At 43.0% G+C, this 7,935-nt stretch carries 6 protein-coding genes and 1 other RNA gene; 6 read left to right on the forward strand and 1 reads right to left on the reverse strand.

Features of this window, described 5'->3' with window-relative positions; genetic code table 11:
• Positions 1-655: ABC transporter substrate-binding protein (locus V7Z60_RS07690; RefSeq protein WP_334117252.1), on the reverse strand; the 655-nt coding region annotated here is incomplete at its 3' end.
• Positions 656-1,067: 412 nt separating this feature from the next.
• Here V7Z60_RS07690 and V7Z60_RS07695 point away from each other — a divergent pair.
• From V7Z60_RS07695 to V7Z60_RS07720, 6 genes are all read left to right on the forward strand, one after another.
• Positions 1,068-2,459, forward strand: coding sequence for a L,D-transpeptidase family protein (locus tag V7Z60_RS07695; protein ID WP_334117253.1), 1,392 nt, complete (start codon positions 1,068-1,070; stop codon positions 2,457-2,459).
• 491 nt (positions 2,460-2,950) lie between these two features.
• Positions 2,951-3,320, forward strand: a transfer-messenger RNA (tmRNA) gene (gene ssrA / locus V7Z60_RS07700).
• 104 nt (positions 3,321-3,424) lie between these two features.
• Positions 3,425-4,156 (forward strand): response regulator transcription factor, encoded by a 732-nt coding sequence (locus tag V7Z60_RS07705; protein WP_334117254.1) that lies wholly within the window; start codon positions 3,425-3,427, stop codon positions 4,154-4,156.
• On the forward strand, positions 4,153-5,655 hold the full coding sequence (locus V7Z60_RS07710; RefSeq protein WP_334117255.1) for a HAMP domain-containing sensor histidine kinase: 1,503 nt from the start codon (positions 4,153-4,155) through the stop codon (positions 5,653-5,655). Before V7Z60_RS07705 ends, V7Z60_RS07710 begins: the two co-directional genes overlap by 4 nt.
• Before the next feature lie 289 nt (positions 5,656-5,944).
• On the forward strand, positions 5,945-6,382 hold the full coding sequence (gene tnpA / locus V7Z60_RS07715) for an IS200/IS605 family transposase (protein ID WP_334117256.1): 438 nt from the start codon (positions 5,945-5,947) through the stop codon (positions 6,380-6,382).
• Positions 6,379-7,749, forward strand: coding sequence for an RNA-guided endonuclease InsQ/TnpB family protein (locus V7Z60_RS07720; RefSeq protein WP_334117257.1), 1,371 nt, complete (start codon positions 6,379-6,381; stop codon positions 7,747-7,749). The genes tnpA and V7Z60_RS07720 overlap by 4 nt, the downstream gene beginning before the upstream one ends.
• The last annotated feature ends 186 nt before the right edge of the window (positions 7,750-7,935 follow it).

The following is a 7,935-nucleotide window of genomic DNA, read 5'->3' on the forward strand; positions in this document are numbered from 1 at the left end:
CGACTTCAGAGGCCATGGTTGAGCTTACCTGGTCGATGTCGTTTGTCGAAGTGATTGTGTAATCCTTGACCTTGATGCCTTCCTTTTCGGCCAGTTTCCTGAATTCCCTGAACTCGGCAGTCGACGAGTCGTCGCTTGAAGTATGCAGGCCGCCGATGACCTTGACGTCCGGCATGATCGTCTTGATGAGCCTGACCTGTTGTCTGACGGGTTCCTTGTGGATGACGCCCGTAATGTTTGCACCGGGATGCTTGATGTTCCTGACGAGTCCGGCACCGATCGGGTCGCTGATGGCACCCATGACGACAGGCGTTTTGCCGTTGGCGACGTTGGCAAGCGATTGAGCTGCCGGAGTTGCGATGCCGATCATGACGGCTGAATTTTCATTTTTGAAGCGGTCGCTCATCGTCTTCAGGCTGCTTTGGTCGCCTTCGGCATTCTGATAGTCGAGCTTGATTGTCTTGCCGGGCACGTAGCCGTTTTCCTTCAAGGCGTCAACGATGCCGTGATGAATCGAATCAAGGGCGGGGTGCGTCATCAGCTGAAGGATGGCAACGGTCGGTTTTTCCTGTCTGGTCTCCTGCCTGCTTTCGTAGAAAAAGGCATAGACCAGGAAAATAACGAGTGCTGAAATTGCTGCGATAAGTCTTTTCATATTCTTTTTCCTTTCCTGATAAAATCCAGTTCGTCAGATCGTCCTGCAGAAAAAACAAAACCCTGCATTTTCAATGCAGGGATAAAAAAATGCCTGCATGAATGTGTAAATCCATGCAGGCTATGCTGAAGAAACCGGCACAGATACGATCTGACGAGGTCGTATCTGCACAGACAGAAGCAACCTCAATTACCGGCTTTGCCAACGAGTATTCAAGTTGATAACTGATTCTGTCATAACTGTTCTTCCTTTCCGTTGATGTTGGCTTAATTATAGTTTGGTTAAATTACAATGTCAAGCATTAATTCAAATTTATCCTGCTTAAGGGAAAACTTGCAGCTTGATATGAATGTGTGTTTGTTATATTATGGTACTTGTAATATTTCTGTAACAATTAAGGAGTTATATATATATGGATAAGAGCACAAGGAAACTCCAGATCGGATTGTGGTCGGTTGTCGCAGCGCTCGTGGCCGGACTTGGATGCATGTGGTACCATCAGGCGCATCATTTCAATGAAAACGTGACAATCAACGGCATCAGCGTGGGAAAAATGACGGCAGGAGAAGCTGCCGATCACTTGAAAAAGGTTACGCTTGACAACACGGTCTACGTTGGAAAAAATGTGGTATATCGCGGTGAAAAGACTTCCGCAGGCTTTTCTTCAAAGGACGATGGCAAGATCAAGGCGATTTTGAAGAAGCAGTTTACGTTCATTCCTTCTCCGGTTCAAAAGAATTACGAGGTTGCCCCAAGCAATGTCAGCGATTATCGAAAGAAGGATCTGCGAAGGAAAGTCAAGGATGCCCTGACCAGGGAAAACCTGAAGAGAAAAGCTGCAGTTGACGCATATGCGGTCATGAAGGATGGCAAGGTTTCAGTTGTTCCTGCAGAAAAGGGAACACAATATGACGTGGCGAAAATCATGAAGGAGTATGACATGCATCTTGCTGATTCGACCCTGCATTTAAAGGAAAAGATTCTGCAGCCGCTGGCGGCATCAAGCAAGACTGTTAAAGCAGAAAGGCAAAAGCTCGATTCGCTTGCCAAAAAGGAAACGACCTACAACGTCCAGGGCAGGACATACGAAATGAAGGCTTCCGAGCTGTTGAATTCCGCACGCGTCATCAATGGAAGATACAGTTATGACGACACGGGACTCAGAAAGAAGATTGATGAAATCAATGCGGCACAGTCAACGCTCAACAAGCCGCTGTCATTCAAGACGACAGGAGGAAGCACGGTCAGCGTTCCGGCCGGAACCTATGGCTGGGAAATCGGCAAGGACGATGCAGTTGACAGCATCGAGACTGCCTGGCAGAAAGGCACCAGGGAAATCAATGCTGAAAAGGACATCTACGGCAAGGGATACTATACTTACGGAACAGGCTATGCGACGACGCAAAACGGCGGCATTGGCGGAACCTATGCTGAGGTTTCGATTTCGGAACAGAAGGTCTGGCTGTACAGGAACGGTCAGCAGGTTTATTCGGCGGACTGCGTGACGGGCAAGCAAAGCACCGGCGAAGGGACTCCGCGCGGCGTCTGGTACATAATGTACAAGCAAAGCCCGTCGGTTCTCAGGGGCAGCGAATCCGGAAACAGCAATTATGAGGTCAAAGTCAAGTACTGGGCACAGTTCACCAACAGCGGCTGCGGTTTCCACGATGCTTCGTGGCGCAGAAACTGGGATAAGCAGGCCTATGTCAATGACGGGTCAGGTGGTTGCGTGAATCTGAAGGCGGATCAGGCCGCACAGATTTACAATCTCCTGGAGGTCAAGGAACCGGTCATCGTGTACTAGAAGACTTATGATGAGTTGTCCGGACACCGGGTGCAGATGTCGTGCCGGCGTCAGAAGTGATCTCATGGAAGAAGACGGGAAAAATATGTCTCGAACAAAAGCCTCGGATGATTTGCAGTTAACTGTAAATCATCCGAGGCTTTGTTTGTATATGTGCTTTGACCGCAACCAAGGGCTGGAATTTACGGGCTCATGAGCGCTCGGCTCCACACCTTGCCTGGGCAGGCGATTCTCAGCACTGCATTTAAAAAAATAAGGTTTTCATTAGGTAAAGGGCATCTGTTGGTGCAGGATATTATTTGAAACAAATGTAAAAGAACAAGCAATCATTTTGACGAACTTTTTATGAAAATGAAGATGATTTATCTTCTTTTTGAAATTTGGAAAGTTCATGGGAATATTTTATGTGAATTTGAAGTATAAATATGCTGTTTTTGAATTTAAATGGCTTTCATTTGTTGCTGTTTTATGCTATGATGAAGTTAATTAATGGGGATGTTTTGGATTCGACAGGTGTAGGTCGGGCTCAAGTTGCGTCTGGTAGGTTGCGTCTACCCTAAAACGCTCAGTTAAATATAACTGCAAAAAATAACAACTATTCTTACGCTTTAGCTGCCTAAAAAACAGCAGGCGTAGATTCGCCCGGCATCGTCCATGTGCCGTCAGCGAGTCTTAAATTAAGTGGACTTACGCTCAAGGCTCCCATCTGAAGCTGAGAGAAGAGAATAATCAGGTTAGTCAATCGTGTGTGCCTGGTTGCACGGCGTTACCATTGATGAAACTTAAATAGTGTGACTATGGGCGTAGAAGCTTGAGTTGCGATATGCTTGGACGCGGGTTCAATTCCCGCCATCTCCATATGACGAACGTCGACGATGTGCAACTGATGTATGTTGTCGTCGTTTTTATTTTTCAACAATTTTTGTACAATAATAAATTTTTACACGTGGGGAGCGGTTTTATCTATGAAATTGCTAATGATAGAAGATAACAAGTCAGTGTCAGAAATGATGTCAATGTTTTTCCGAAAGGAGAAGTGGGACGTCGAATATGCCTATGACGGACTTGAGGCAATTGAAATTTTCAAAAAGGATCCGGCAAGCTGGGACATGATAACGCTTGATTTGAATCTGCCGGGAATGGACGGCCTTCAGGTCAATGCCGAATTGAGGAAGATTTCTCCGACCGTTCCGATTATTATTCTGACCGCTCGTGATTCTGAATCAGATCAGGTTCTGGGGCTTGAAATGGGGGCCGATGATTATATCGTCAAGCCGTTTTCACCGATTACGCTGATTGCAAGAATCAAGGCACTTCATCGCCGTGCCGAGATGGCACCGCTTGGAAAGAACGGTGTCGTGGCTGATGAAAACGATGACGGCTATGATGTTGTGACGTCTCATTTCAAACTCAATTCGAAGACGCGTGAAGCATATCTGTTCGACAAGCCGATTAAAGATTTGACACCAAAGGAATTCGATCTGCTCAAGACGCTTGCGCAAAAGCCGCGTCAGGTATTTTCAAGAGACCAGCTGCTTCAATTGGTCTGGGATTATGAATACTATGGGGATGAAAGAACAGTCGATGCTCATATCAAGAAGCTGAGACAGAAGATTGAAAAAGCTGGTCCGCAGGTTATTCAAACGGTATGGGGAGTCGGATATAAATTTGATGATTCCGGAGTAGCTGATAAATGAAGATGTTCTATCAGCAGTTCCTGGCATTCTTCTTAATGATTACCATTACGCTGCTTACTTTGGGCATGACCTTTTTGGGGCTTTCCCGTTCCATGTTCTATCAGAACACGTGGGACAGATTACAAGATTATGCTTATGCGGTCAAGACGCAGGCAATGGACATCAGGCAGGGCAAGGATTCGAAAGTCGTCGTCGACAAGAAGAAACTTGTGATTACGGAACAGATGCTTTCCGGACGTCACATTAAAATCAGGATCTATACGGAACCTGACAAGCTCATTTTTCCTGATTCCAGGAAAGCGACGAGCAAGATCAGTTCTCAATGTTGGGCCAAACTGAAAAGAGGCCAGTCCGTTCGAGCCAAGACAAGTGATTCGCAAGGGTTTTTAAAGGGGTCGAACCGTCAGCTGACAAATATCTATGAACCGTATCTTGACATCAAGGGCAATCTGATGGCGGTAGTTTCTGTCGGAACTGTGATGAATGGTATTGAGGATAACCTGAAGGAAATCAAGCAGAATCTGTTGTATGCCTTCTTTACCGCAGTCGTGCTGGGAACAATCGTCAGTTTTGTCCTGACGCATTATTTTACGAATAGAATTACTAAGATTCAACGGGCCACAAGGCAGGTCGCCAACGGAGATTTTGATGTGCAGATTGATACATATCATCATGACGAGCTGGATGATCTGGCTGAAGACTTCAACTTGATGACCCAGTCGCTTAAGGAGTCCCAAGTTGAAATCGAGCGTCAGGAACAGCGAAGGCATGAACTGATGGCAAATGCTGCTCATGAAATGAGAACTCCTCTGACGACGATTAATGGACTTCTGGAAGGAATGGCATATGGTGCATTGACTGAAGAAGACCAGGAGCAGTGCATTAGCTTGATGAGAAAGGAAACGACACGCTTGATCAGGCTTGTGAATGAAAATCTTGATTATGAAAAGAGCCGCTCGGGCGAGCTTGTCCTGGCCAAGACCAACTTCGATGCGACGTCAGCCATTAATGACGTCGTCAGTCAGTTGCACAAAATGGCCGGAGATGTCGGCGACAGTTTCATCGTCAAGCTGCCTCCGCTGCTTAACGTGTATGCTGATAAGGACCGTTTCATTCAGATCATCACGAACATCGCAAAGAACGCCGTGCAGTTTACAAGAGACGGAACGATTACGATTTCCGGAGAGAAGCATGGCAACGATACGATGATCAGCATCGCCGATACCGGAATCGGGATGACCGACGAGGAAATCAGCAATATGTGGGAGCGATACTACAAGGCCGATCCGTCACGAAAGGTTGCCAAATATGGCGAATCGGGCATCGGCATGGCCATCGTTCACCAGCTTCTGCAGCTTCACCATGCCAAGGTATGCGTTGACAGCGCGCCGGGCAGGGGGACAACGTTTACCTTGATGTTTCCCGGCGAGGCAATTGCAAGCGATGGCAGCGATCAGCCGCAGGATGACGGAAGCGTCGTTGTCGACAGGTGCGATTGAGCTTAAGGGCAATGTTTTGTTTTCGGACCTGACAATGAGAGGGCAGGGAAATGAGTCTCTGCATATACAAAAAACCGAGGCTTGGAAAAAAGTCTCGGTTTTTTTGACTGTTGAAATGCCGGTCAAAGTACAATCTATCATAGGGGCGAGAGGACTCCCGAACTCTGTTCGGGTGGTGAATCGCCCCATTCAAAGACCGCGAGGTCTTTTTATTTTTGACTTTTCCCTTACATATGGTACAATTATATTGTGAATAAAAATTGTTATTATAATATTTAGGAGAAAGCTAATGGTGGTATATAAATTTAAAGATGAAGTCAGTGAGCCAATAAAAGGAAGGTCTTATGTATATGATTTACACTACCATTTAGTCTGGGTTACTAAATATCGAAATAAAGCTTTAACTCCCCAAATTCAAGAAGCTTTGAAAGATAAGTTATTAGAAATTGCTAAAGAAAACGAAGTAACAGTTGAAGCAATGGAGATTATGCCTAACCATGTTCATATCTTAGTTTCAGCTAAACCTAAATTAAGTATAACTGTAATGATAAAGAAGTTTAAAGGAATTACAGGTAAATGGTTATTTAAGGAATTTCCAGAGTTGAAGAATCAGTTTTGGCATGGACATATTTGGTCACCATCTTATTACGTTGGAAGTGTTGGACAAACAACCGAAGATGTGATTAAAAAGTATATTAAATCTCAAAAGGAGCGACCGTTTAAATGATACCTGAAAAAGAATTAACCAAGACCGTACGGTCAACTCGAACATACAGATTTAAAGTTACGACTAAAAACATTGAAAAAGAATTTTTACATGCCCAACAAGTTAAGAAGACATACTTTAATTACGGATTAAAATACTTGTACCAACATTACGGGGTAAAGAAACTCGACAAAGCTTTCCCGTCAGGTAAATCTCGGAAGTACCTAATTAATCGTATGATTGAATTTTCTCGTAAGAAAGCAGAAGAAAAGGATTTCGACTTAAAAAAAGAAGATTACAATGTACAATCTGTTGCCAAAATGTACGAAGAATTGTGCGTTGCTTTTGAAAAATACCGTAAAGGACAATACAAACTAAAAAGATACTGGACTGATAAACAGAAACAAGAATATCTAAAGAAACATAATTGTAATTTAGATGGATATATGCGAATTAACTATAAGCATACGTTAGATGAAGTTAGAAGTATCAAGTTTAAGCAAAATAAAGGTCAGCTTGCTTTAGTTAACAACTACGTTGTTAAACTCCCTTACTTAAAACGAATCATGGTCAAAGAATCGTTATCATTGTTGAAGAATAAGCAAATTCAAGAAGTATGTGTAGTAAGACGTCCAAATGGTGACTATGAATTACAGATTATTGTTAAGTTTCAAAAGACTAAGGACATTTCTAAAGAACAAGTTTCAAAAACTGTTGGATTAGACGTCAATATGGCTAATAATGATTTCTTTACCATTTCTGATGATAGGCATATTACTTGGACTAAAGAAGTTGAACAAAAGTACAACAAATTAGATAACAAGGCAAGAGCTTTGCAAACTGTGATTAATGCTCATAATCACGGTAACGACAATTCTAAAGTTGTTAAAATAGCTAAAAAATTACAAACTAAATCGAAGACTAAAATGGCAAACATTATTGACGAGTGGCAATTAACTGTTGCGAAGGAATTGGTAGAAAGTTATCCCGTTTTAGCAATGGAACAACTTAACAGTTTTGAAATGCGTTTGAGCAAGAGATATTACAAGAGTATTCGTAAGAATACCAACAATAAACTAGCAAAGATTCAACCAACTATGTTTAGAATTCAAATGGAATGTGTATACCAAAATGAAGGTGGCATTTTACTAGAAGTTAATAGTATTGATACTTCAAAGACATGTCATAAATGTGAGTATATTAATCATGATTTAAAAGTCGGTGTTAAGCAGTGGAAATGCCCTAATTGCGGAAAAGATTTAAACAGAGATTTGAATGCAACATATAATATCAGAGATTGGGCTTTGGACGTAAAAAAACACGCCGTATTGAAACAGCGTGCTAAATATCCGTTTTTAGATGAAAAGAATCTTGTAGAAATAATTTAGAATATTTTTTTGGTACAGACCCACCTTCCGACCTTAATTGGTATGGTGGCATGTTAGTAGTGGTACTGTCTGGGTTTGCCTAATTGAAATAGTATTAGGATAAAGACACCCTAACATGTTACTGGAGAAGTCGGAATCTCGTGAGAGATTCTAGAAACTCGGTATCTCTGATACCGAGTAGGTCAT

Origin of the sequence: Ligilactobacillus sp. (genome assembly GCF_036846325.1) — a bacterium.
Taxonomy (GTDB): Bacteria; Bacillota; Bacilli; order Lactobacillales; family Lactobacillaceae; genus Ligilactobacillus.